The 25061-nt window shown below is 33.5% G+C and carries 22 protein-coding genes; 15 read left to right on the top strand and 7 right to left on the bottom strand.

Annotated elements, in window-relative coordinates; all coding sequences use genetic code 11:
• Window positions 1–262 precede the first annotated feature (262 nt).
• From queA to K8B81_RS20155, 3 genes are all read left to right on the top strand, one after another.
• Window positions 263–1312, top strand: coding sequence for a tRNA preQ1(34) S-adenosylmethionine ribosyltransferase-isomerase QueA (gene queA, locus K8B81_RS20165; RefSeq protein ID WP_163395267.1), 1050 nt, complete (start codon window positions 263–265; stop codon window positions 1310–1312).
• A 165-nt stretch (window positions 1313–1477) separates the two neighbouring features.
• Window positions 1478–2752, top strand: a complete 1275-nt coding sequence (kynU, locus tag K8B81_RS20160; protein ID WP_223683337.1) for a kynureninase — start codon at window positions 1478–1480, stop codon at window positions 2750–2752.
• A gap of 106 nt (window positions 2753–2858) precedes the next feature.
• Window positions 2859–3308, top strand: a complete 450-nt coding sequence (locus K8B81_RS20155) for a YMGG-like glycine zipper-containing protein (RefSeq protein WP_223683336.1) — start codon at window positions 2859–2861, stop codon at window positions 3306–3308.
• Between the two features lie 63 nt (window positions 3309–3371).
• Here K8B81_RS20155 and K8B81_RS20150 read toward each other — a convergent pair whose 3' ends face one another.
• Both K8B81_RS20150 and K8B81_RS20145 read right to left on the bottom strand, forming a co-directional pair.
• Window positions 3372–5177, bottom strand: coding sequence for a hypothetical protein (locus tag K8B81_RS20150; protein WP_223683335.1), 1806 nt, complete (start codon window positions 5175–5177; stop codon window positions 3372–3374).
• 85 nt (window positions 5178–5262) lie between these two features.
• Entirely contained in the window at window positions 5263–6819 is a 1557-nt protein-coding gene (locus tag K8B81_RS20145; RefSeq protein ID WP_223683334.1) for a hypothetical protein, read from the bottom strand.
• 105 nt (window positions 6820–6924) lie between these two features.
• On the opposite strand from K8B81_RS20145, the gene K8B81_RS20140 reads away from it, so the two are divergent.
• Window positions 6925–9315 carry a penicillin acylase family protein gene (locus K8B81_RS20140; protein WP_223683333.1) on the top strand — a complete coding sequence of 797 codons (2391 nt, stop codon included), beginning with the start codon at window positions 6925–6927 and terminating at the stop codon, window positions 9313–9315.
• Between the two features lie 47 nt (window positions 9316–9362).
• Here K8B81_RS20140 and K8B81_RS20135 read toward each other — a convergent pair whose 3' ends face one another.
• The 3 genes from K8B81_RS20135 to K8B81_RS20125 form a co-directional block, all read right to left on the bottom strand.
• Window positions 9363–9812 (bottom strand): hypothetical protein, encoded by a 450-nt coding sequence (locus K8B81_RS20135; RefSeq protein ID WP_223683332.1) that lies wholly within the window; start codon window positions 9810–9812, stop codon window positions 9363–9365.
• Between the two features lie 175 nt (window positions 9813–9987).
• Window positions 9988–10404: a DUF6157 family protein gene (locus K8B81_RS20130; protein ID WP_223683331.1), complete on the bottom strand. Its 417-nt coding sequence runs from the start codon at window positions 10402–10404 to the stop codon at window positions 9988–9990.
• An 83-nt stretch (window positions 10405–10487) separates the two neighbouring features.
• Complete coding sequence (locus tag K8B81_RS20125; RefSeq protein ID WP_223683330.1) at window positions 10488–11942, bottom strand: serine hydrolase; 1455 nt, start codon at window positions 11940–11942, stop codon at window positions 10488–10490.
• Between the two features lie 403 nt (window positions 11943–12345).
• Between K8B81_RS20125 and K8B81_RS20120 the strand changes: the two genes are divergently transcribed.
• The gene (locus tag K8B81_RS20120; protein ID WP_223683329.1) at window positions 12346–13686 is read left to right on the top strand and encodes an FAD-dependent oxidoreductase; all 1341 of its coding nucleotides are present in this window, start codon (window positions 12346–12348) and stop codon (window positions 13684–13686) included.
• Window positions 13687–13751: 65 nt separating this feature from the next.
• Here K8B81_RS20120 and K8B81_RS20115 read toward each other — a convergent pair whose 3' ends face one another.
• On the bottom strand, window positions 13752–15269 hold the full coding sequence (locus K8B81_RS20115; protein WP_223683328.1) for a helicase HerA-like domain-containing protein: 1518 nt from the start codon (window positions 15267–15269) through the stop codon (window positions 13752–13754).
• A 378-nt stretch (window positions 15270–15647) separates the two neighbouring features.
• On the opposite strand from K8B81_RS20115, the gene K8B81_RS20110 reads away from it, so the two are divergent.
• The 8 genes from K8B81_RS20110 (at window position 15648) to K8B81_RS20075 (ending at window position 22134) form a co-directional block, all read left to right on the top strand.
• Entirely contained in the window at window positions 15648–16472 is an 825-nt protein-coding gene (locus tag K8B81_RS20110; protein ID WP_223683327.1) for a MotA/TolQ/ExbB proton channel family protein, read from the top strand.
• A 50-nt stretch (window positions 16473–16522) separates the two neighbouring features.
• Window positions 16523–17149: an ExbD/TolR family protein gene (locus K8B81_RS20105; RefSeq protein WP_163400620.1), complete on the top strand. Its 627-nt coding sequence runs from the start codon at window positions 16523–16525 to the stop codon at window positions 17147–17149.
• A 19-nt stretch (window positions 17150–17168) separates the two neighbouring features.
• Entirely contained in the window at window positions 17169–17717 is a 549-nt protein-coding gene (locus K8B81_RS20100; RefSeq protein ID WP_223683326.1) for an ExbD/TolR family protein, read from the top strand.
• A 40-nt stretch (window positions 17718–17757) separates the two neighbouring features.
• A complete protein-coding gene (locus tag K8B81_RS20095) occupies window positions 17758–18561 on the top strand; it encodes an energy transducer TonB (protein ID WP_223683325.1) in 804 nt (267 codons plus the stop codon).
• Window positions 18561–18791 (top strand): hypothetical protein, encoded by a 231-nt coding sequence (locus K8B81_RS20090; protein WP_223683324.1) that lies wholly within the window; start codon window positions 18561–18563, stop codon window positions 18789–18791. Before K8B81_RS20095 ends, K8B81_RS20090 begins: the two co-directional genes overlap by 1 nt.
• A 2-nt stretch (window positions 18792–18793) precedes the next feature.
• Window positions 18794–19723: a PstS family phosphate ABC transporter substrate-binding protein gene (locus K8B81_RS20085; protein ID WP_223683323.1), complete on the top strand. Its 930-nt coding sequence runs from the start codon at window positions 18794–18796 to the stop codon at window positions 19721–19723.
• Between the two features lie 11 nt (window positions 19724–19734).
• Window positions 19735–21402 carry a tetratricopeptide repeat protein gene (locus K8B81_RS20080; protein ID WP_223683322.1) on the top strand — a complete coding sequence of 556 codons (1668 nt, stop codon included), beginning with the start codon at window positions 19735–19737 and terminating at the stop codon, window positions 21400–21402.
• Window positions 21403–21501: 99 nt separating this feature from the next.
• On the top strand, window positions 21502–22134 hold the full coding sequence (locus K8B81_RS20075) for a 7-carboxy-7-deazaguanine synthase QueE (protein ID WP_223683321.1): 633 nt from the start codon (window positions 21502–21504) through the stop codon (window positions 22132–22134).
• Window positions 22135–22222: 88 nt separating this feature from the next.
• Here K8B81_RS20075 and K8B81_RS20070 read toward each other — a convergent pair whose 3' ends face one another.
• Window positions 22223–22930 (bottom strand): class I SAM-dependent methyltransferase, encoded by a 708-nt coding sequence (locus tag K8B81_RS20070; RefSeq protein ID WP_223683320.1) that lies wholly within the window; start codon window positions 22928–22930, stop codon window positions 22223–22225.
• Window positions 22931–23002: 72 nt separating this feature from the next.
• Between K8B81_RS20070 and K8B81_RS20065 the strand changes: the two genes are divergently transcribed.
• Together K8B81_RS20065 and K8B81_RS20060 are read left to right on the top strand one after the other, a co-directional pair.
• Entirely contained in the window at window positions 23003–23497 is a 495-nt protein-coding gene (locus K8B81_RS20065; RefSeq protein WP_223683319.1) for a YkgJ family cysteine cluster protein, read from the top strand.
• Window positions 23498–23609: 112 nt separating this feature from the next.
• Entirely contained in the window at window positions 23610–24845 is a 1236-nt protein-coding gene (locus K8B81_RS20060) for an ABC transporter permease (RefSeq protein WP_223683318.1), read from the top strand.
• Window positions 24846–25061: the final 216 nt, after the last annotated feature.

Raw genomic sequence — 25061 nt, 5'->3', positions numbered from 1 at the left:
GTTTTTTTATGGTTAGTTTTTCGGCTTTAGCCAAACAAAAAAAAGGCACTAGTTTTTCAAGCATTCAAATTAAATGAACTTATATCACTTATATGGTAGAAAAACGTTTTTTGATGTTGTCGTAACACCACTAAATCAACGACTTTTGAAAATAAACAGTAAAACACTTGACAACGCCTGTCTTACAATCGTATATTTGCATCCGATTTACAATTTTAGATGCAAAATCTAAAAGCTACACTTTAAAATCAATCATTCAAATATGAAATTATCACACTTCAATTTCAATTTACCAAAAGAACTTTTGGCTGAATTCCCGGCAGAAAACAGAGACGAGTCCCGTTTAATGGTAATTGACCGCAAAAAGAATACTATCGAACATAAAATGTTTAAAGACGTAATCAACTATTTTGATGACGGAGACGTTTTAATTCTAAATAATACAAAAGTTTTCCCTGCACGTTTGTACGGAAATAAAGAAAAAACCGGAGCAAGAATCGAAGTTTTTTTATTGAGAGAACTAAACTCTGAACAGCGTCTTTGGGATGTTTTGGTTGATCCGGCACGTAAAATCAGAATTGGTAATAAACTATATTTTGGTGATGACGATTCATTAGTTGCTGAGGTAATTGATAACACGACTTCACGCGGAAGAACTTTACGTTTTTTATATGATGGTTCTTATGAAGAATTCAGAAATAAATTGACAGAGCTTGGAGAAACTCCAATTCCTAAATATATCAACCGCGAGGTAACTCCGGAAGATGCAGACAGATATCAGACCATTTATGCAAAAGAAGAGGGAGCTGTAGCAGCACCAACAGCTGGTTTACACTTCTCAAAACACCTTTTGAAAAAACTGGAAATTAAAGGAGTAAATTTTGCGGAGGTAACTTTACACGTAGGTTTAGGAACTTTTAACCCTGTTGAGGTGGAAGATTTATCTAAACACAAAATGGATTCTGAGGAATTGATTATAACTCAGGAAGCTTGTGATATCGTAAATGAAGGAAAAGCAAAGAAAAAACGTATTTGTGCAGTAGGAACAACTTCTATGCGTGCCATTGAAAGTTCTGTTTCTTCAGCAAATACTTTGAATCCTTACGAAGGCTGGACAAATAAATTCATTTTCCCTCCACATGATTTTAGTATTGCAAACTGTATGATTACTAATTTCCACACACCAAAATCAACATTATTAATGATGATTTCAGCTTTTTGTGGACATGATTTAATGAAAAAAGCTTACGATGAAGCGATCAAAGAAGGATATAAGTTTTATTCTTACGGAGATGCAATGTTGATTCTTTAATCAGAATTAATTTTCAATATAAAATAACCCGATAGTTTTTAGAAACTGTCGGTTTTTTTGTTTTTTAATGGTTTCAAGTTTCAGGTTTCACGATCTATTGGCAACTTGAAACTTTAAACTTAAAACAAAACAAAATTTGTTATTTTAGCAGGCAAAACAAAAACAATGACTTTTCAAAATACTCGCGAATTCGCTAAACAACTTGACTCACAAGACGTTTTAAATCATTATCAGGATCAGTTTATTTTTCCTAAAATAGATGGTAAACGTGTGATTTATTTCACCGGAAATTCTTTAGGATTACAGCCCAAAAGAACCAAATTTTATATTGATGAAATAATGAATGACTGGGCACATCTTGCGGTAGAAGGTCATTTTTATGCAGAAAAACCATGGTGGGATTATCAGGAAAGATTCCCGGAACCTTTAAGTAAAATTGTAGGTGCCCTGCCTTCAGAAGTCACGGTTATGAATACTTTGACCGTAAACCTTCATTTGCTGATGGTTTCTTTCTATCAGCCTACGGCAACCCGTTATAAAATTATCTGCGAAGAAAAAGCCTTTCCGTCAGATCAGTATATGTTCCAAAGCCAGGTTCATTTTCATGGATATAAACCGGAAGATGCTATTGTAGAAATAAAACGCCGCGAAGGAGAACACAATATTCGCCTTGAAGATATTCTGGCAAAAATTGAAGAAGTTGGTGACGAGTTGGCTTTGGTTTTAATTGGAGGCGTAAATTATTATACCGGGCAGGTTTTTGACATTAAAACCATTACTGCAGCCGGACAAAAAGCTGGTGCAAAAGTAGGTTGGGATTTAGCTCATGCTGCTGGAAATATAAAATTAGAACTTCACGACTGGAATGTAGATTTCGCTGCGTGGTGCAGTTATAAATATATGAATTCAGGTCCAGGAAATGCTTCCGGGTGTTTTGTTCATGAAAGACATCATAATTCAGATTTGCCAAGATTTGCAGGCTGGTGGGGACATAATAAAGAACGCCGATTTAAAATGGAACCTAATTTTGATCCAGTTGAAGGTGCGGGTGGCTGGCAGATCAGTAATTTGCCCGTACTTTCTTTGGCTCCCTATTTAGCTTCTGTAGAAATGTTTGCCGAGGTTGGAATGGATACTTTAATTGCCAAAAGAGATAAAATTACCTCTTATCTGGAATTTATACTTCATGAAATTGATAAGGAAGTTGATAGTAATTTCGAAATTATAACACCATCAAATCAAGGAGAAAGAGCTTGTCAGCTATCTGTTTTTTTACATGGAGAAGGAAGAAGATTATTCGATTATTTGATGAAAAACGGCGTAATTACAGACTGGCGCGAGCCTAATGTCGTTCGTCTGGCACCAGTTCCTTTATATTGTTCTTTTGAGGATATGTATGATTTTGGACAGATTTTAAAAGATGGAATTCTTGCAAAATAAAAAAAACCTTTCATTTAATTCTGTAAATTTTCTTCAAAATTTTGTAACACATTATTAAGGCATTCTGTTTTACTTTGTTTTATAATTTTTTTTAAAAAATACAATTATGAAAACGTTATATTCTTTATTAGTCGCATTAACTGTAATTTCTTGTCAAAATCAGGGAAAAGCTGATATTGAGAAAGCGAAGCAGGCCAGTATTGATTCAATGAAAGTTGAAATTAACAAACAAAGAGTCATTGATTCGATGAAAACAGAAATGGCTAATCTGCAGGAGGAAAAAGAAAAAGCAGAAGAAGCACGAAAAGCAGAAGCACAAAAAGTTGTCGTAGTGCGTCAGGATGCAACAACTACAACTACAGCGGCTCCTGCTAAAAAGAAAGGCTGGAGTTCTACTGCAAAAGGTGCGGTGATTGGTGCCGGAGTTGGAGCAATTACAGGCGCTGCAGTCAGCAAGAAAAAAGGCGAAGGAGCCATAATTGGCGGTTTGGCCGGAGCTGGTGTTGGAGCCGGAACTGGAGCTATTATTGATGGCAGCAAAAAGAAAAAAGAATAAGATTTAATCCTATAATAAATGATAAGCAAAACCCCGATTTCATCAATCGGGGTTTTGTTATTTTTAAGCTAGTTTTGGTATTTGAATTGAATTTAATTCTGATTTATAAAAATCAAATTGATTTTTCATTCTCTGTTCATCATTTTTAAAGTATAAGGTGTGTGAAAACAGATTTTGATAATAGTGGATTCCTTCTAAAATATTGCTTTTAAAAGTATTCCATTTTTTAATTTGATTTGAACTTATTTCTCCGGAAATTGTCTCAATTTCATTTCTAAAATAGTCTATATACATTTTTAATTCTTTCACAAATAAATTTGGACGATCGTGGGTTCTTAAAATTGACTTATTTCCATAAATATGCTGTAACATATCTTTTAATGAAACTTCCTGGTCGAAATATGCCATATTTGGTCCTGGACAAATTACAACTCCCTGAGATTGTCCTTTTATTTTAATGTCATTTTCTAAATAAGAAGCATTTGCTAAACCAACACACAAACAGGATTTCTCTGTAATTTTAGCTTTAGCATTCTCAAAAGCATTGAGTGAAATAGTGTTTTTTATAGCGTTCAGTTCTTCCAGTTTAATGTGCTGGTATTTTTTTGACGCAGTACAAATTCCGTGTGGATCGTATTCTTTGCTTAATGCCAGAAATTTTTTCGGACAGGAACTTCCAGCCTTGTTTTCCCGAATGCGCTTTTGTTTCAGAATTTCATTTGTCGTTCCTTTCAAAGTATTAAACGGAACTCCCAAAGGCGAAATATGACTTAAGTAAAGATCTTCTTCTTTAGCATTTATTAATAATTTTCGGGTATCATCATCTACAGATGTGGCTTCTGAAACCAATAAAAATGGCGATCCCCAGCCAACAGAATCCACTTTGTAATTGTCCAGTAAAAATTCGTGTTCTTCAGATGTACCCACGCCACCCTGAACGGTAATTTTTAAATCTAAAGGCTGCTCAGGAAAATATGCATTTTTCTGTTGCAGTACTTTTGTCATTAAATCATGTGAATTCTGAATCAATTGTTGCTTTTTCTGTTTAAATTCTTCAAGAATCGTCCCTAGTAAAAGTCCGTCAGTTGCAAAAGCATGTCCGCCGCAATTTAGCCCGGATTCAATTCGGTATTCAGAGACCCAGAGTCCTTTCTTGGCTAAAAAATTTCCCTGAATCATAGCTGATCTAAAATCACTGACTTTTAAAATGATCTTCTTTCTAAGCTGATTGTTTTCATTCGGAAAAAAATCACTGAAATTTTCAAAATAACTATAAAGCTTCGGATTCATTCCGGCAGAAAGCACCACTGATGATTGGAGATTACTGTTGGCAAAGCCTCTTAAAGCAGCATGAGCATCATTAAATTCAAGAGGAAGCTGCTTGTTTTTTACGAAATTATCTTTGTCTAATTTCGTCATAATATTTACATCAATCTCGCCCGGAAAAAGATGGGACTCGATATAATTCTGAATATTTTCTTTAACAGAAATTCCATCTTCAAGTAAATTTTGAAACCCTTTTTTGATATCTGATGTATTGGGCAGCATCGCAATAAAGTTTTCTAAAGCAGTTTTGCTCCCGGCTATTTCGGATTTAAAATTTTCGAATTTCTCTTTTACGATTTTATCAACCAGATTTAGATAAGATGTAATTCTTTCAGCCCGGTAATCGTGAATTTTTTGGGTTATTTCTTCATACGGGAGGTTGAATTTGGTGCTGTAAAAATTACGCATCTTCTCAATCAGATCATCGTCGGCAATTGATATTACAGACGAAATGCCGTATTGCGCCACCCGAATCGGACTATCAATGGTATAAGCAAGTCCCATTACCGGAATATGAAAAGTGTGTAAACGTTTCTTTGTCATTTGTTTTCAATTAAAATAAAAACAAAGATTGAAAAAAACATTTTCTCTAAACCTGATAATTGTCAGGTTTGAGATTCGTTCAGATTTAAATCAGGATCTTCTTCAGGGATTCAGCTATACTGCGCCATAAAAAGTTATAAAAGGATTTTTCCTGAATACGTTCCAACTCAACATCCGCAGTTTTTGTCCTGTTATTGGAGTCATTTTTAACTAGCAGATTAACGATAGCACTTTTGAGTTTGGCTTCTTTTTCAGGCTTTTTCTTTTTGTATAATTTCACTTTAAGATCATCGTAATCCAATGAAGCATTTCCTTTTGAAATAATATCATTCCCATAAAAGTTAAAGCGATATTTGCTAAAAACTCCTGTGAATGATGCATTCATATAAGGCTTGCTGAATCGTCCCATTGCCGCAACATCAAAATTTGAAATTACGCCCTGAATATGAAAACTATCTTTTTTGTCTAAAACATTAAAACTCCAGTCGACATTAAGAGGTGACGTTTTCATGAAAATACAATTTACTTTAATCTTAACGTCATTGGTTTTTTTTAAGCCAAAACCACTTCTCAGATTGGTTGCCTGTAGATTAAATTTATCAAAATTCAGAACCCCGGGCCCTTTAGAAAAATCTATTTCTTCTTCATAAACCAATTTTGATTTCAAAGCCTGTAAAGTGTCAATTTGAAGCGGAAATTTAATATTTCGTAATAAATGATTGTAAAGATATTTTTTGCTTAAATCGTCTTTTGGCATTTTGCCGCGATAAATATTGGCATCAAAATGATTGATTACAACCGAATTTGCCTTGAAGAAAAAGCGGTCATTCTTAAAGCCCCAGTCCATTTTTTTAATTTGGGCCGAATCAAATTTGAGTGTATAAATGTCTTTTTCTTTTTCTAAACGTTTCGTAAAATCACGTCGGCTGAATTGAGGAAGATTAGAGAAATTATTGATTTTTAAAAAGTTCTTTTCAGTACTTATTTTGCCAATATTGATATGATAAAAAGCACTTGGTCTGTAAAACAAACTATCCAGAACTAATGCGTAACTTTTATATTGAAGCGGGATTTTTTCTTTAAGGGTGGCATCCGTAATTAAAATTCCTTCCAGTTTTAATATGATTTTCTTAACGCTGAAAATTGGTTTTTCAGAATCTAAAGAAACAACATCGACTGTTCCGTCATTTAAATAAATGTTAGAAACGGCAATTATTTTTCTGAAAGGTTCAACAATTTGTGTTTTAATGCTTTTGCTGTTGTTTAATAGTTTTTCACCTTTTTTATATAGAATTACACGGGGTTTATTGATAATAATGCTTTCAGCCTGAATGATATCGTTAAAAGCCAAATCCCAAATATTGAAATGCTCAATTGTAATGGACTCGATTTTAGAGAAAAGTCCATTTTTGCTATCTTTCGGTGCATTTTTAGGATTTACCAATAATGTCTCTGCATAGATATTTCTGGACCATAATGAAACTTCAATTTTTTCATAATTGATATCATAAGCGGTATTATTTTTCTCGTGAATAATGATGGGAAGCTGCTTTTTGATCCAGTAGTTAAGGCCAATGTTGAGAAATATTCCAACAAGAAGTACAGAAATTAAACCGATTGCTATTTTTTTATAGATTGACATTATATCGTATTGGTATTAATTACATAAATTTAGGTTTTTTAATAATATTGTTTTTTACACCATTTAGATTATAAGTTATAATATTACTTTTCCTAAGCTTTAAGTATGAAGATAATTATAAAGATTTTGTTAGCACTTTTGGTACTGTTGGTCGTTACTGCGATAAGTTTATTTGCTTATATTTTTCATTTGAAACCCCAATATGAAGGGGAAGTACAATTAAAAAATCTCAAAAAAGAAACTACCGTATATTTTGATGATTTTGGGGTGCCTCATATTTATGCTGAATCAGAGAAAGACGCTATGACTGCTTTAGGCTATGTTCATGCACAGGAAAGATTATGGCAAATGGAATTACTGCGCCGAATTGCTCCGGGACGTTTATCTGAAATTTTTGGAGGCGTCGCGCTTAAAAATGATAAATTTTTTGCCGGAATTGGTATTGAAGAAGCTTCTGCAAATGCAATTGCAAAATTAGATAAAAACAGCGAAAGCTATAAACTAACCCAGGCTTATCTTGACGGAATAAATCAATATTTGGAGAATGGGGTTACACCAATAGAATTTACTTTGGTAGGCGTAAAAAAGCAAAAATTTACGATAGAAGATGTGTATAATATTTTCGGTTATATGTCTTTTAGTTTTGCAATGGCGCAAAAAACGGATCCTTTGCTGACAGAAATTCGGGATAAATATGGTGTTGAATATTTGAAAGACTTAGGAATCGAAGGTGAATTCAATACAACACAAATTAAAAACTCAAAAGAAAATATCGAAGAATATACCGAGATCGCAAAATCAGTTGCTCTTCTATTGGATAAATCTCCAGTTCCACCGTTTGTTGGAAGCAATAGCTGGGTGGTGGGATCAAATAAAACCAAAACAGGAAAAGTTATTTTTGCAAATGATCCACATATCGGATTTTCTCAGCCTGGAACCTGGTATGAAGCACATTTAGTTACACCGAAGCAAGAATTGTATGGCTGTTACCTGGCAGGAACTCCATTTCCGCTTTTGGCACATAACAGGGAGTATGCTTATGGTCTGACAATGTTCGAAAATGATGATATCGATTTTTATAAGGAAAAAAACAAAACAGGTGACCCTTCTCAATATCAAACGCCGACAGGTTTCAGCAAATATGAAATCAGAAAAAAAACGATTAAAGTAAAAGATTCTTCGGATGTTGTTCTTACAGTTAAATTAACGCGCCATGGACCTGTTATGAATGATTTAATGGAACGCTTAGATAAGAAAAATCCAATTGCGATGTCATGGACCTATACAAGGGAGCCTATCTTGATTTTAGATGCAGCTTACGGATTCTCGCATGCTAAAAATACTGCCGATTTTAAAAAAGCGGTTAGTCTGATCGCTGCACCAGGGTTAAATGTAATGTATGGCGATGCAAAAGGTAACGTTGGATGGTGGGCGAGCGGTAAATTATATAGACATAACGAGGGTGTAAATACACATTTAATTTTAGATGGTTCAACGGGTAAAGATGATATTACCAGGTTTTTAGATTTTGAACAGAATCCATCTGCAGAAAATCCAAAGTGGGGATATGTTTATTCTGCCAATAATCAGCCAGAAGCTATTGATAATGGATTTCTTTACCCAGGGTATTATTTACCAGAAGACCGCGCCAAAAGAATTTCGGGACTTCTGGACTCAAAATCCAATTGGGACAAAGAAGGGATCAGTAAGATGATTTTCGATAACACTTCTGATGTTGCGGTTGGTGTGGTTAAAGATCTCATTTCGGGTTTAGATTCAAAACCACTTTCAAACAAAGAAAAAGAAGCATTGAAAGTTTTAAAATCATGGAAAGGAACGACGAATATAGAGGATGTCGCGCCTACGATTTACAACAAGTGGATTTATCTCTATTTGAAAAATACTTTTGAAGACGAAATGGGTAAAGAAAACTTCAGTTTATTCTTAGGAATTTCTTTAGGAAAACAAGTTATAGCCAATCAGATCAAAAATGAAAACTCGATTTGGTGGGATAATATCAAAACAAAAAATGTAAAAGAAACGAGAACTGTTGTTGTTTCAAAAGCATTTCGCGACGCCATCATTGCTTTGCAAAATCAGTTAGGAGAAAATATTTCTGACTGGAATTGGGGAAAAGTGCATACGGTAGAACATGAGCATCCATTAGGGAAAGTTGCAGCACTCCGAAAGTTATTTAATGTGGGATCTTTCAGTGCTCCGGGTTCCAATGAAGTAATCAATAATTTGTTTTTTGGATATAATGACGAAGGAAAATATTATGTAAAAGGCGGTCCTTCAACAAGAAGAGTGGTTGATTTTTCGGATATAGAAAACAGCTGGAGCATCTTACCGACCGGTCAATCCGGAAACCCATTTAGCAAACATTATGATGATCAGGCAGAAATGTACAACGCCGGAAAATTTAGAAAGATGACACTGAATAAAGACGAGATTATAAGGACTTCGACAAAATTGGTTTTCAAACCTAAGAGGTAGGTTTTTTTGGTTCTAAAGAAGCTTGGAACCTAAGAATCTCAGCAAGTTTATTTAGAAATATATTTTCCCTTAACTATATCCCTGGAATATATGTCAAGGTTGTAATTAAGTGCCTTGTTGGTTGTCATAATATTGGTAGTCTGATATATTTTATCTTTTTGATATGTTTTTAAAAGTGTTTCCAGTTCTATTTCATCATGAAATGCAAATAAATTGTAAACAGCATCCCTGAAGTTTCTAAAGTTGATTGTCTCCGTTATTTTCACAGTTTTTTGTTCATCCCAATTTTCTTTGCTGGCAGTTTCATTTATTTTATTTAAACAATAATCAACAAAATAAGTTTTGTATTGAGTTGCCTCAATAATTTTATTGACAATAATTGCATTTTGTTGTGTGGGCATTTGTACTGCAGTTTTATATTGCTGTGAAATACTTATACCAGGTACAAACATGAATAGTAATAAAATCAAAGAAGGGTATTTAGTAAAGTTTTTCATAGGTTATTAAAGTTGCATATTGATTAGGGTCGCGCTAAAATAATATTTTTTGCTTTAAATATTCGATTTACAATAATGACTTTTAATAAAAAAACCGACAATACAAATTAAAATGTACTGTCGGAGTAAGTGTATTATAATAATAGTTATAATGCATTATAGCCTTATCTCACAATTATTTTCTGGAGCTTCGCATTGCTTTTACAACTTTAATGTTTTTATCCTTTAAATATTTTTCATATTGAGAGGTTTCCATTCCGTAAAGGGCGATTTTCCCATTTTCATCATGATGAATTCCCCAGCCGTAGCGTTTTGTTAAAGGTGAAGCTCTTAGGCATGCTTGGCCTTTAGAAAAAAAGGCTTCCCTCGCATTTTTGTAATCTGACTTTGTAAGGTCATTTTTTTCTGCAAAAACCTGAAACAAAACATCATCAGACGAATACTTGTAAGGGTTTTTGCTGATCATTTCAAATTCAATATTGGCTATTGTTTTATTTGTGCCTTTTAGAGGTGGAATTTCCCCATTTGTTACAGGACAATCTTCTGCAACTTCAATAAATGTATTCTCATAATTTGTAGTATGGACTTTCATCTTATAATATTCATTCGTTAGCAATAATCTAAAATACAAATTTTTACACAGAGAGATTGTCTAATAAAAGGATCTTTTTATGATTAGTTTTTTGAAATTTCAAATAAAATTTTCTTTCCATTTTCATTCGTAGGATCAAGTTCAATAGATTTTGAATAATTTTCTATGGCTAGTTTTTTGTTGCCATCGGCTAAATAAGCTTCTCCTAAACTATCGTAAGCATTTCCTGATTTAGGAAAAGTGACAACATTAATTTTGAAAACTTCGATTGCTTCTTTCTTTTTTCCCGAAGTTAATAATAAGTATCCAACTCTGTTCATGTCGCCTTCTTTGATTTTATAGGTCGGATCATTTTTTAATTTTCTATAAGTATCAAGACCATCAACAGTTCCTTTTGTCATAAAAACATCCAGTAATTCAAGTGCCAATGATTTTTTAGGCTGATCAAAAGGCTGATTGTATAAAATAGCACGAATTGCATCATTCATTTCGTTTAAAACTGTTCCGCCTGTATTGTTCAGTAACACAACCAGATTCTTGTCCGTGGGAATGCGTGAAATAATGGTATTGAAACCGTTTATTCCTCCGCCATGTTCGATGACTTTTACTTTATTTTGAGTGCCATTTGAAGCTTCTTCTATAGACCATCCGTAGCCATAGGAGTCATTTCCACCAGTATTGATGTAAGGATTAAACAATAAATCCATAGACTTTTGAGAGAGTAATTGATTTGTATAAAACGATTGGTCCCAAAGATATAAATCTTCAACAGTCGAATATAAAGACCCGGCTGCATAAGGAATACTCATATCTATATATGGAGCGTTGCGAATGCTTTTTCCTTGTTTTTCGTAACCCGCCGCTCTGTCTTTTAAGATCATATCACTATGGTCATAACCTGTATTGACCATTTTTAAAGGGGCAAGTATAGTTTCCTGCAAATATTGTTCATATGTTTTACCCGAAATCTTTTCAATAATATAGCCAAGTAAAAAATAACCAGAATTGCTGTAACTGAATTTTTCGCCTGGCTTAAACTGAAGAGGCAATTTATAAAATGATTTTACAAATTCTTCCGGAGTATAGGGATTTCTGCTTTTGTCTTTAAAGAAATCCGGAGCATCTGTATAATTTGGAATTCCGGATGTGTGTGTCAGTAGATTATGAATCGTTATTCTGTCGCCGTATTCTTTTGGGTAATCCGGTAAATATGCAGTAATCGGGGCATCAAGTTTAAGTTTGCCATCTTCAGCAAGTTTCACAATCAGGAAGGCTGTAAATTGTTTGGTTATTGAACCTAATCTAAATTTTGTAGTTGTTTTATTTGGAATATCCCATTCCATGTTGGCAAAACCATACCCTTTTTTAAAAATAACTTTTCCGTTTTCAGCAACTAAGGCAGAACCATTAAAGAGGTTATATTCATTGTATTTGTTTAAAAGCTGTTCAATTTTTTTTGCTTTATCCTGGGCAAAAATAGTTGATGTGAAAAGATGAATAATTGCAAAGAGCAAGATTAGGTTAATTGATTTTTTCATAGTGATTAATTCGTTTTTTGATTGATGATTTTTTTTTTTTTTTAATTATTAGATATTCAGTAAGTTGTGTCGAATTTACGATTTTTTAATGAATTGATTTATCTCATAAAATATTAGACGATTGATTTAGTTTTTGGTTTCAAGATCGGTCATTTTTTTATTGACAAATCATTAAAAGGATTTCCTTATTAAAGTGAGTGCCGCATGAGGGATAGCAGCGGTATCCTTTTGTGAAGTGAAACGCAACAAAAGATTTAGCGAATAGCCCGGCCCGCTTTTTCAGCGGGTCATGCCCATGTAAATATTTAGATTTTCGTAGCCTTTACGGCAAATAATTGCTGTATTTTAAAGCTTATGTATAATTATTACTTATTTTTACGACCCAATATTAGATTTTCCCTTGATGCAAACTCCATTAAAAATTGCTGTAGTTGGTTCCGGACTCGTAGGATCACTTTTGGCAATTTATCTTAAAAAAGCTGGTCACACAGTTCATGTTTATGATCGTAGTCCTGATATTCGTCAAATCAATTTCTCCGGACGTTCTATAAATCTTGCCATGTCCAATCGGGGCTGGAAAGCGCTGGATGCAGTTGGTATTGGAGACTCGGTCCGTGAAATTGCAATTCCGATGGACAAACGTGCGATTCATTTGGTTGATAAACTTAATTTTCAGAATTACGGTCAGGAAGGAGAATCGATATATTCGATTTCAAGAGGAAAACTAAACCGAAGAATGATTGACCTGGCTGAAGAAGCAGGTGCTGAATTTTATTTTGAACAGAAAGTTTGGGATGTTACTTTGAGTGATGCGACTTTGCACATTGGAGAAACTGAAAGAGGGGAGTGGGAAGAACGAAAATTTGATATGGTTTTTGGAGCCGATGGAGCCTTTTCTAGGATTCGCCACAGAATGCAGCGTCAGAGCATGTTCAATTATTCGCAAGAATTTTTGAATATGGGTTATAAGGAACTTAATATTCCGGCAAATACAGATGGCTCGCATAAACTGGATAAAAACTCTTTTCATATCTGGCCAAGAGGAGAGTATATGTTGATTGCGCTTCCTAATCTTGACGGAAGTTTTACCTGTACTTTATTTATGCCTTTTGAAGGAGAAAATTCATTTGCATCATTAACAGACCGAAAAATGGTAGAAGATTTTTTTACGAAAAACTTCCCGGATTCAATTGAGGTAATTCCAGAACTGGCAAATGATTTCTTTAAAAACCCAACGAGTACTTTGGTAACGATGAAATGTTTTCCGTGGACTTTTGAAAATAAAATTGCATTAATTGGAGATGCATGCCACGCCATTGTTCCGTTTTACGGGCAAGGAATGAATGCCGGTTTTGAAGATATTTCGGTTTTACATGAAATGATTGAAAAGTACGGCGACGACTGGACAAAGATTTTTTCAGAATATCAAATTTCGCGTAAGCCAAATGCAGATGCGATTGCAGAACTTTCATATCGCAATTTTATAGAAATGAGCACTAAAACAGCAGATGAGAAATTTTTGCTGCAAAAGAAGATAGAAAAAGTTTTTTCAGACAAACATCCGGATAAATGGATTCCGTTATATAGTCGTGTAACATTTAGTGATCGTCCTTACGCAGAGGCCCTGGCGATAGGAGATTTCCAAAACGAAATCATGGAAGAAGTTTTAAAATTAGATAATATCGAAAACATCTGGAATTCACCAGAAGTTGAAAACAGGATTCTGGAATTGCTTCACAAATAAATCCAATGTCAAAAATCAATTCAGAAATTGCTCTTGTAATTGATTTTTGACATTGAAATTGTTTTTTATTTTTTTAAGAATTTCGATAAAACTCCAAAAACGCCTCTTATAAACGTAGCACTTGTAACAACTTTAAGAACAGATTTTGTAACTACTTCGGTAGTGCTGGGCTCTGTTTTTGAAGGTTTAGCCGGAGCTTGTTTTTCTTGTTCTGTTGCTGCCTGTACAGCCTCTTTAATTTTTTTGTTCAGAATTTCGTAGGCACTTTCACGATCGATTTCTTCACTGTATTTTTTAACTAATTTGGATTTGTTGTTTATTTCTTCAATTTCATCAGTGGTTAAAATATCCATTCGGCTTTGAGGAGCACGCATCATGGTCGCCACCAATGGAGTCGGAACTCCTTTTTCGTTCAAGGCAGTCACCAGTGCTTCCCCAATTCCTAAACTCGTAAGTAATTCATCGGTTTTATAATATTCAGAAGTTGGATAATTATCTGCTGTTTTTTTAATTGCCTGACGATCATTTGCAGTAAAAGCCCTAAGAGCATGCTGGATTTTTAGTCCCAGCTGTGCCAAAACACCACTTGGAACGTCCATTGGATTCTGCGTTATAAAATAAATACCAATCCCTTTTGAACGAATCAGTTTTACAATCGTTTCAATTTGCTCTAACAAGACTTTGCTGGCTTCATTAAAAATTAAATGTGCCTCATCAATAAAAATAACTAATTCAGGTTGGTCAGCATCTCCTTTTTCTGGCATTTGCTGATAAATTTCCGCCAGTAGGCTTAACATAAAGGTGGAGAACAATTTGGGTTTGTCCTGAATATCGGTCAGGCGAATGATATTTACGTATCCTTTTCCGTTTTCATCAATTCGCATCAAATCATCAATTTCAAAAGATAATTCTCCAAAAAACAAATCGCCTCCCTGTTGCTCGAGTTCAATTATTTTTCTTAGGATAGTTCCTGTGGTTGAAGTAGAGATCTTACCATAACTTTCTTCAATTTCCTCTTTGCCTTCTTCTGTAATGTAGTTGATGACTTTTTTAATGTCTTTTAGGTCCAATAAAGGCATGTTTTTGTCATCACAATATTTGAAAATTACAGCAACGACACCTGCCTGTGTATCATTAAGATCTAAAATCCGTGAAAATAATACTGGCCCAAATTCAGAAACAGTGGCACGCAGACGGACACCACTTTGTTTAGACAATGACATTAACTCAACAGGAAAAGCAGCTATAGTATAAGGTAGGTTTATTTTAGCATGACGTTCAGTAATAAAACCTTCCTCTTTTCCTTCTTTTGCAATACCGCTAAAATCACCTTTTATGTCCATCATCAAAACAGGAATTCCGGCATTTGAAAGCTGCTCCGAAAAAACCTGAATTGTTTTCGTTTTACCTGTCCCGGTGGCACCTGCAATGAGTCCGTGACGATTTAAAGTCTTCAGGGGAACCTTTACATGCGTTCCCGGTATTGCTTCTCCGTCCAGAATGGCGCCGCCTAAAATAATGCTGTCACCTTTAAAAGAATATCCTTTATTTATATCCTCAATAAAATTGTCCTTTTTATTCATTTTTTGTTCGTGATTTAGATGATTATAAGAGTATTGCTTAGGTTTTAATGGTTTTAATATGATTTTTTTAACATTAAACCCACCTTTTTAATTGGAAATAATGCAAAAAATAATTTCGCAACATTTTAAGAAGATAGCAAAGGAATATTTGAATATTTACTAAAACGTTGTAATTTTTCTACAAATTGACCTTTTTTTTGTTTTATTAAAAAAATGATGCGGGCAATTTAATGAGAACTTTTTTAAAATCAAGTTAAATTTGCTTCAATTAAATTAAAAAAAGTTTTTTTATTTAAACTAAACGTATAAATTTGCTACCCTACAAGTTAAATTATAACTAAAAATAAAAATTATTTAAAACTATTAAAATTAAAAAAAATGGCAAACGTTAAAGTTAAAAAAGAAAGCACTTCAAATGGAGGAGGAATGGTTTCAGGAATCATTATTGCAGCATGTGTTTTTGTTGGTTGGTTAATCTGGAAATTCGTTATGGGGGATTCAGCTAACTTTGAAGGTGGTAATCCGGAAACAGGTCACCCAATCAATACTTTAGGAATGGTGTATAAAGGAGGTTTCATTGTACCAGTATTATTAGGTATGTTTTTAATGGTTGTTGTTTTTTCTATTGAAAGATTTATCGTTATTTCAAAAGCTGCAGGTAAAGCTAACTTAGATACATTCATGAAAAATGTACAAGGAAGTATTAAAGAAGGAAACATTGAGGCTGCTATCGCTTCATGTGACAAACAACAAGGTTCTGTTGCAAATGCAATTAAATCTGCTTTGATTAAATATCAGGACGTTAAAAAAGAAGGATTCAACAGTGAAGAAGCTTCAGAAGTAATCCACAAAGAAATCGAAGAGGCAACTTCATTAGAAATGCCAATGTTAGAGAAAAACATGACTATCATCTCTACTTTAGTATCATTAGGAACATTAGGAGGATTATTAGGAACAGTATCTGGTATGATTAAAGCGTTTGGTGCGTTAGCTTCTGCTGGTACTCCTGATCAGGCTGCCCTTGCAACAGGTATCTCTGAGGCACTTATCAACACTGCAACAGGTATCTCTACTTCTGTATTAGCGATCGTTTCTTATAACTTCTTTACTGCTAAAATTGACGATTTAACTTACTCTATCGATGAGGCTGGTACTACAATCGTTAATACTTACAGAAAATTCAGAGGAAGCTTAAGACAATAATTAATTTTTGATAATAATTAGAATAATTATCAAAATAAAATAAAAAGAGAATGGCTAAAATAAAAATGAAAAAAAAGTCAACATCGACAGATATGACTGCCATGTGTGATGTTGCGTTCCTTTTGCTTACGTTCTTTATTTTGACCGCTACTGCTAAGGTGCCAGAGGCACTTCCTGTTGATACGCCATCATCTACTGTACAGACTAAATTGCCGGATTCAGATTTGGCTATCATCTCAGTAGGTAAAGGAAAGGACGGAAAAAGCAAAGTGTTTTTTGATTTAAAAGGAAGAGAGTTACGTAAAAAAACTCTTGAAGGAATGGGTAATAAATTAGGCGTTTCTTTTTCAGATCAGGATAAAGAGAAATTTGCACTAATGGATGACTTTGGTGTGCCTCTTGCAAGTTTAAAGCAAATCATTGATATGAAAGCTGCTGACAGAAGCAAAGCGAATCAGCCGGGTATTCCAATTGATTCTTTAAACAATCAATTAAAAGAATGGCTTTTAGTTTCAAGAAGAGCTGCGATTGACTTAGATGATAAGGAATTGCAGATTGCAATAAAAGGAGACGCTAAAGAAGATTATCCACAAATCAAAAAGATTATGGATATCTTACAAGACCAGAAAGTTAATACCTTTAACTTAGTTACAGGTATGAGAGGGAAAGATTTTTAATTAAAAAAGATACACTAAAATGGCTGAATTAAATACCGGCGACGGTGGCGGCGGGAAAGGTGGCAAAGTAAGAAGTAAAAAGCAAAACTCTAAGGTCGATTTAACGGCAATGGTGGATTTGGCATTCTTATTGATCACGTTCTTCATGTTGACCACGACGTTGTCAAAACCTCAATCGATGAGTTTAGGTTTGCCAGATAAAGATGAGGATGAATCTAAAAATAAGGATATAAAAGTTGATGAAAAACGAACTATGACCATTATGATGGGTGAAAATAATAAACTTATCTATTATATGGGATTATTAGATACACCTATAGCTGGGCCTAAAGATATCGCTTATGGAAAAGACGGTATTCGTAAAGAATTACTGGCTCGTAAAAAGTCAGTAATCGAATACACGGGAGATAAAAATAAGGGTATTATCGTAATCATCAAGCCAGGCAAAAAATCTAAGTATAAAAACTTAGTAGATATTTTGGATGAAATGGCTATTACAGGAGTTGGAACTTATGCAATTGTTAATGACTTTCAACCTAAAGAAACAGAATTGTTAGAGAAAAAATAAAAGCAATTTTATTTTGTCAATAACCTAATAATCAAGAAATATGAAATTAGATATTATTAAAAATCAGTGGCTTGATATCGTATTCGAAGGACGTAATAAGATATATGGAGCATACGAGCTGAGAAAATCAAATACTAAAACCACGGTAAGAGCGCTTATCATTGGTTCTGTTATTTTCAGCTTAGCTATTGCTGCACCTCTTATTGCCAGCTTTTTACCAGATTCAGGTGAAGAGGAAGTAAATAACGATATTAAAATTACGACGGTAAAATTACCTCCTAAGCCAAAAGAGCCGGTAAAACCAAATTTACCGCCTCCACCACCACCACCACCAAAAGTGGATCAGGTGAAATTTGTTAAGCCAGTAGTGGCAAAGACTGAAGAGATTACTGAGGAGCCACCAAAAATTGTGGATCTTAAAGAAAAGAAAATCGGTTCTGAAACTATCAAAGGTGATCCGGATGCAGTTTTAACTGTTGATGAACCAGTAGGTAAAGGTCCGGTTGCTGAAATAGTACAGGAAGATAACAACGTATATAACACAGCTGGTATCGAAGTAAAACCAGACTTTCCTGGAGGAATGGAGAAATTCTATAAATTCGTAGGAAACAATTACAAGACTCCGGAAGAAGAAGGTTTAAAAGGTAAAGTATATGTTACTTTTGTAGTTGAAAAAGATGGTTCGTTAACTGATATTAAAGTTTTGAGAGATATCGGTTACGGAACTGGAGCTGAAGCTATCAGGGTTCTTAAAAAATGCCCAAAATGGACTCCAGGCGAACAAAATGGTAAAAAAGTAAGGGTACTTTACTCTCTTCCAATTACTATTCAATCTGCAGAATAATGTTAAAGAATATACTTAATAGTATTCAGAAGAAATCGCTCAAAGAGCGATTTCTTCTCGTTTTAGGAATATTGTTTTTTTTAATTTATCTTGTGCTGGGTTTAATGATTATGTTTTGGAAGAAGCTGCCATTGAACATGGATCCTGTGTACAGGTACGCATTTGGCATCTTATTGATAGTATATTCCGCAATTCGTTTTTTGAGATTAATAAATTCTAACACTGAATAAGCATGTTAAAGAATGTTAAAGTTTTGGGCTTAGTCATTTTTATTTTGTTGTTTGCAATGTGTAATCAAAAAAGTAAAAATGATTCTAATAATGAAACGATTTTAAAAGGGAAGATAGAAATTGCAGTTGATGAAACTGTGAAGCCAATTGTAGATGATCAGGTTGCTGTTTTTGAAGGAACATATTATGATGCGAAAGTAAATATTAAGGCAAAATCTGAAGCGGAAGTGATTAATGACCTTCTGAATGTAAAAACAAAGGTTGCTATTACAGCGCGAGATTTAACTCAGGCAGAAAAAGATAAATTTATAAAGCTTAAAATAAATCCAAGAGTTACACCGTTTGCGATTGATGCAATTGCTTTTATTTCCAATAAGAGCAATAAAGATACATTGATTGCGTTGAAAACTGTAGTTGATTTCATGAAAGGAATACCAAATCCTGGAATAAAAGGTCTGGTGTTTGATAATCCTAATTCAAGTACAGTAAGGTACATGAAAGATTTGGCCAAAGTTAAAGATATTCCTGCTGACGGTGTTTTTTCTTTTAAGACAAACGACGAAGTAATAAAATTTGTTTCAGAAAATGATGGAATGATTGGTGTAGTGGGAGTTAATTGGCTTTCACAGCCAGCTCCTGAAATGCAGGATTTAGTTCACAATATAAACGTTCTGAGTGTTAAAGGTGTTAAGGATAATAATTATTACAGTCCTACGCAGAATGACATCGCTGAAGGTAAATATCCTTTGGCACGTGAATTGTATATCATAAATTGTCAGGGATACACAGGATTAGGAATGGGCTTTGCTTCCTTCATTGCCGGAGATATTGGTCAGCGAATTGTTTTGAAGTCGGGTTTAATGCCTGTCAAAACTCCTGGTAGAAAACTCCAGATTAGAAATCAGATTACAAACGATAAAGAAAATAATTAATTACAATAAAGATGAACAAATTCAAAATTTTAAGTCTTGCCTTAGTTGCTTCAGCTTCTGTTGTAAAAGCGCAAGATATCAAAGAGGCTAAAAAGGCAATTGATGCAGAACAATTTCAGAAAGCAAAGTCTTTACTGAAATCAATTATAAAAGCTAAACCTTCCGATGGCGAAGCTAACTTTGTTTTAGGGAATATATATTTAAATGAAAGTGTTGTTGACTCTGCTAAAATCTATTATTTAAATGGATTAGAAGCATCAGATAAAAAGAATTTAAATTATATTGGATTAGGTCAGCTTGACCTTGATCAGAAAAATACTGCAGCTGCCCAGGCTAACTTCGGCTTGGCAACAAAAGATATGAAACGCAAAGATGTAGATGAATTTATTTATATCGGTCGTGCCTATATTAATTCTGATAATCCGGATTACAATAATGCTATTACTGTTCTTAAGCGTGCTTTGGCTATTGAACCACAAAATGCTACAGCTCTTTTAGCAATTGGTGATGCATATTATGGAGCAAATAATCAAAATGATGCTTATAAAGCGTATCGTGATGCCTTTACTGCTGATCCGACACTTTTAAGAGCAAAAATGCAATTAGGAGTTTTATTAAAAGGAGCGAAATCATACGATGAAGCAATAAAATCATTCAATGAAGTTATCGCCTTAAATGCTAATTATGGTCCTGTTTACAGAGAGTTAGCTGAAACATATTACAAATGGGCAAGAAATAAGCCTTCGACTGCTAAAGTAAATTTACAGAATGCAATTACGAATTATGAGAAATATTTAAGTCTTACAGATTATTCTTTAGATTCTAAAATGCGTCATGCTGATTTCTTAATCTTGGTTAAAGATTATAAAAAACTTGAAGAGGTTGCAAACAAAATGATTGCAGAAGATAAAGTGAACCCTAGAATTTTCAGATATTTAGGATATGCTGCATATGAAAATGGAAACCCTGATGTGGCAATTAAATCTATTGAAGATTTTATAAAAGTGCCTACAAACAAAGTAATTGGCAGGGATTATTTATATTTAGGTTTATCTAAAATTAAAAAAGGGACTAATGCAGAAGGTGTAGTTGATCCAGCTGCTTTTGATGCAGGATTGGCTGATATTAAAAAAGCAATTGAATTAGAGCCTTTAGTTGTAGAAGAACTTGCAGATTTTGGTAAAGCTTTATTTGGTAAAAAACAATACACTCAGGCTGCTGCTATTTTTGAACTTGGAGCCGCTAACACAGAATCTAAAAATTATTTAGATGACGCTGTGTATTATGGGATTTCTGTTTACTACGGAAATGCTGGAAAACCTGTTGAAAGCCGTGATAAAGCAGCTTTAGCAAATGCAGATGCTACTTTTGACAAAATTTTAGTAGCTTCTCCTACTTATGACGAGGCTTACATTTACAAAGCCAGAATCAATAGTTTATTGGATAAAGATGATTTGATTATCAAGTATTATACAGAGTATGTTAATAAAATTACGGCTAAAGGAGCCGAAGAATTAGCTAAACCTGCGACTGTTAAAAAAATCGTTGAATCTTATAATTCAATTGGTGCTGCTTACGCCAATACTGATAAAGCTAAGGCTGTTGAATATTTCAATAAAACTTTGGCTTTGGATCCTGCTAATACTTATGCAGCTCAATCAGTGAAAGCTTTGAAATAATTAATCCAATTATTAAATACAAAAACCGATAGTTTTCAAAAGCTATCGGTTTTTTTGTTCCGTATTTAATTGACTATCTTTGCACTTTAAAATAAAATAATGTTATCAAAAGAAATACAATTAGAAGTAAATAAAGGAGCAATGTTGCCTTTGATGGAAGAATTTTATACCATTCAGGGAGAAGGTTTTCATACAGGAACTGCTGCTTATTTCATAAGAATTGGAGGTTGTGATGTAGGATGCCATTGGTGCGATGTGAAAGAAAGCTGGAATGCAGAATTGCATCCGCCAACAAATGTGGATTTAATTGTAAAAAACGCTTCCGTTTATGCTGATACGGTTGTTGTCACAGGTGGTGAGCCTCTAACATGGGACATGAGTTTGCTTACCGGTAAATTAAAAGACAAAAATTTAAAAGTTCATATAGAAACGTCCGGTGCTTATCCTTTATCAGGTTCATGGGATTGGATTTGCCTTTCTCCTAAAAAAAATAAATTACCAACGCAGACTGTTTATGATAATGCGGATGAGCTAAAAGTAATTATTCATAATAAGCATGATTTTATTTTTGCTGAAGAACAGGCTGAATTGGTAAATGACAACGCAATTTTATTTCTACAGCCGGAATGGAGCAAAAAAGAAGAAATGACTCCTTTGATCGTAGAATATGTAATGAATAATCCGAAATGGAGAGTATCTTTACAGACACATAAATATTTGAATATTCCTTAAAAGAATTAAAACAAAAAAACTCTTCATGCCGAAGAGTTTTTTTTGTTTTGATTACACATTTAGTGTAAAAGTAAACATTTTTTAAAATCTAAATTGTAAGTCTGGCTAAATAATCATAATGTTCACCTTCTAAAATTAACTCGCATTTAAGTCCATTTGCAATTGCAGCATTTTGAAGCGTATTGTAATCTAAATAAAGCCAGTTAAAAGGTTCTTCTTTTTCTCCTTTATAAGATATATTGAATACAATTTCGCCATAATAATCATTATCTGACGGAATCCATTTTCCTCCATCTTCATCTTCATCAAACATATAAATGATGTCTGAACTGTCTATTAAAATTTGACCACCCTCATTTAAAAGTGATTTTAGTTTAGATAAATATTTATTGCAGTTCCGTAATTTTCCGAAAATCCCCGTACCGTTCATTAACAAAAGAATCGTGTCGAATTTTTCTTTTTCAAGATCTAATATATTTACAACTTTGGCATTTTTTACACCTCGCAATTTACAAGTTTCAATTGCTTTTTCTGAAATGTCAATGGAAGTCACATCTAAATTACGGTCTTTTTGCAGCGAAAGGCTATGGCTCCCCGCTCCGCAGCCAACATCTAATGTCTTTCCCAGAGCCAATTGCAAAGCTTTTTGTTCCAATTTTGGCATCTCTTTATAAGAGCGGAATAGATATGCAACGCTCATTTCATCTTCTTCAGAAATTGAAGTCTCGGTAATAATGTCTTCTGGTGAATTATTAGTTTGAAAATCAAACATGGCTTTTCCGAAAAGATCTTTCATTGTAATTTAGTTCAAAGTTTAAGGTTTCGAATTTAAAGTTGTTTAATTTTGCAGATAAATTAATTAATACTCTTGAAACAAATTTTAAATAACTTAAATAAGTTAGCCAAAGATAAGCATATCGAAAACAAAAAGTATTTTGATAAGCTGAAAAAGAAACAGCCTAAGAATTTAGATTACATTATGCAGGATTTGCATGATGCGGAATTTAAAAAGACAGATTGTTTGCAGTGTGCCAATTGTTGTAAAACAACGGGGCCATTATTTACTTTGGCAGATATTGAGAGAATATCAAAATCTTTCAGACAAAAACCACAGCAGTTTATCGAGCAATATCTTCGAATTGATGAAGAAAACGATTATGTTTTAAAAAGTGTTCCCTGTACTTTTCTTGATAATGAAAATTACTGTATGATTTATGATGTTCGCCCGAAAGCTTGTAGGGAGTTTCCGCATACAGATAGAAAAAAATTCCATCAGATTACAGATCTTACTTTGAAGAATGTAGCAATTTGTCCAGCTGCTTATAATATTGTGGAAGAAATGAAGAAGAAAATGCCATTATGAGAGGCTTAAATAATTTGTAATTGTTACACGTTACAATTCTTTTTTACTTTTTTTAAACGTATTTTTGACTGAGAGAAATAAACCGACTTTATAAATATAAACAACTTATAAATTGAACCTCGAATATTTTATAGCTAAAAGACTTATCACTGCTAAAGATTATAAAAGTAGTATTTCGGCTCCTATTATAAAAATTGCTATTTCGGCTATAGCTATTGGTATTATCATGATGTTGGTTTCTGTTGCAACCGGAATTGGGTTACAGCAAAAAATCCGGGACAAAGTTTCTGCTTTCAACGGCCAGATTATTATTTCGAATTATGATAATAATAATTCTGATGTAACATTGATTCCTGTTTCTAAAAATCAGGATTTCTATCCTAATTTCAAATCGGTTCCAGAAGTGAGCCATATCCAGGCAATTGCAAGCAAAGCTGGGATTATCAGAACCGAAAATGCTTTTGAAGGAATTATTTTTAAAGGGGTTGGAGCCGATTATGACTGGAATAATATAAAAGAATATTTGGTAGAAGGAGAGTTACCAGATTTTTCTAAATTATTAAATGAAGATGTTATAATCTCCAGATTTCTTGCAGACCGATTAAATTTAAAAGTAGGGGATAGTTTTAATACTTTTTTTATTAAAGATGAACAAGGAAAGATGCCTAATAGCCGCCGATTCAAAATTACAGGTATTTTTAATTCAGGTTTTCAGAATTTTGACGCAACATATATAATTGGGGATATTCGTCATATCCAAAGAATTAATAAATGGAAACCTGATCAGGTTGGTGCCTTCGAAGTTTTTGTCAAAGACTTCAATAATATTAAAATTACAGGAAATCAAATCTATGAACAAACTTCCTCAAGTTTAGATACTAAAACTATAATTGAGAAATACAGTTATATATTTGATTGGCTTCAGCTCTTTGATTTTAATATTATCGTTATTTTGGCTGTCATGATTTTGGTAGCAACAATAAATATGGTAGTTGCTTTACTGGTGCTTATTTTGGAACGAACCCAAATGATAGGAATTTTAAAAGCACTAGGAGCAAATAACTGGACTATTCGTAAAATATTTTTGTACAATGCTTTTTATCTTATAATAAGAGGTTTATTTTGGGGTAACTTAATAGGTGTTTCAGTATTGTTGATTCAGCAGCAATTCGGTATCATTCAATTAAATCCTGAAAACTATTATGTCAACCAGGCACCTGTTTATATAAATTGGAGTTATATAGTTTTATTAAATTTAATGACCATTGTAATTTGTTTCTTGGTATTATTAATCCCGTCCTATATTATAACAAAGATTTCTCCGGTAAAGGCAATTCGTTTCGATTGATAATAATAGAACATCTATAATAGAGTAACCCGGCATTTTTTAAAAACGTGTCGGGTTTTTTAAATATATAGTATAATGAATAATTAAGGAGCTTATTCCCGCTATCCGCTTCAATCTTTTGCTTTTTAAAGAAAAAAGCAAAAGGATTTCCTCTTCTATCGGGGCTAAAAGAGGGTTTTAGGGAAATTTTGTTAGAAGAAAGAATGATATTGTCTT

It is taken from the genome of Flavobacterium hibisci (assembly GCF_020026925.1).
Lineage (GTDB): Bacteria > Bacteroidota > Bacteroidia > Flavobacteriales > Flavobacteriaceae > Flavobacterium > Flavobacterium hibisci.
Note: the sequence above shows the minus strand (reverse complement) of the source record. Positions and strands in the feature narration are given on the sequence as shown.